Raw genomic sequence first — 1,147 nt, forward strand, 5'->3', positions numbered from 1 at the left:
GGCCTGAGGCGAGCCCGACGACCCGCCCGGCGATCGACGGGGCGCCAGGCCGTCCCGATCACCACCACGGCGCCGGGCCGAATGACGCAAGCGGGCGGCGCTCAGCACCGGCTCACGGGACGGCCGCCCTCACGCCGTCGGCTCGTAGACCGACACCAGCCCGGCCGGCGCCGTGGCGCGCCAGGCGGCGAGCAGGGCGTCCCGCAAAATCTCCTCCTCGCAGGCGTCGAGGTCGAGGTTGGTCCAGCCGCGGCGGCCCCAGGCGCCGTCGATGGCCGAGAACAGGCCCGGCTCGGCCTCCAGCAGGCGCTCCTGGTCCTCCGGCGACAGCCGCAGCACCAGCCGGTCCTCCTCGGTCCACAGCGTCGCGAAGACCCGGCCGCCCACGCGAAAATCCGGGTTGCCCTTGTGCGCGCCGGGGATCGCTTCCGGCAGCATCAGCGCGAGGGCGCGCACGTCCTCCGGCAGCACCGCTCAGGGCCCGGCGGGCGCCCGCGACAGGCTGGTCGGCCAGGTGCTGCCGGGATGCTCGCGGACGTCGCCGGGGTTCGATCCGGTCGCGGCATCGCTGGCCCACTCGCCCGGCTCGGCCACCGCCTCGATCCGGTCCTCGGGGTAGTGCGCCTCGAGGAACAGCAGCGCCTCGGCCTCCGAGGCCGCGCGCACCGTGACCAGGGGGCGCGGGCCGGACGGGGTCCGGACGTCGGCGATGAACAGGCGCGTCATGTCGATCTCGCTCGGTGGAGGCTGTGCAGGCAACGCCCGGAACGGCGATTGTGTCCGCAGGACCGCATCGGGGACGTGCAGGATTGCGCACCTCAAACAATCCATAACGCTAAGTTTTAACGTTAAGCCAGCTTTAAGACCTTGCGGCCATGGTCCGGGAGGTCACCAGAGCCGGCACCGAAAGCTTCCGGCACATTTAAGCGTGAAGGAATTCTTATGGCCCGCTCCAAGCTCGTCGCTTTGGTGCGCACCCTGACGCTCGCGGCGAGCGTCGGCGCGCCCTCACTGGCCGCAGCCGCCGACCTCGTTGCCGTAGGAGCGGTTCGCCTCCGGGTAGCCGGCATAGTCGTAGGACGTGCTGTACTTCGCCCGGTCGTAGACGCTGGCCCCGACGTCGCCGCGCAGGTACCAGCCGCCGCCG

Annotated in this window: 2 protein-coding genes; both read right to left on the minus strand. The window is 71.8% G+C overall.

Annotation, left to right across the window (positions count from 1 at the left end; translation table 11 throughout):
• Window positions 1–129: 129 nt before the first annotated feature.
• Entirely contained in the window at window positions 130–438 is a 309-nt protein-coding gene (locus tag FV223_RS28165; RefSeq protein ID WP_147729947.1) for an MmcQ/YjbR family DNA-binding protein, read from the minus strand.
• A 36-nt stretch (window positions 439–474) separates the two neighbouring features.
• On the minus strand, window positions 475–726 hold the full coding sequence (locus FV223_RS28170; RefSeq protein ID WP_147729946.1) for a hypothetical protein: 252 nt from the start codon (window positions 724–726) through the stop codon (window positions 475–477).
• Window positions 727–1,147 lie beyond the last annotated feature (421 nt).

This window comes from Methylobacterium sp. WL116, from assembly GCF_008039455.1.
Classification (GTDB): Bacteria; Pseudomonadota; Alphaproteobacteria; order Rhizobiales; family Beijerinckiaceae; genus Methylobacterium.

Bases quoted from the DNA above. Each gene is read 5' to 3' on its own strand.
- FV223_RS28170 (WP_147729946.1), bottom strand. From the start codon at position 726: ATGACGCGCCTGTTCATCGCCGACGTCCGGACCCCGTCCGGCCCGCGC.
- FV223_RS28165 (WP_147729947.1), bottom strand. From the start codon at position 438: ATGCTGCCGGAAGCGATCCCCGGCGCGCACAAGGGCAACCCGGATTTT.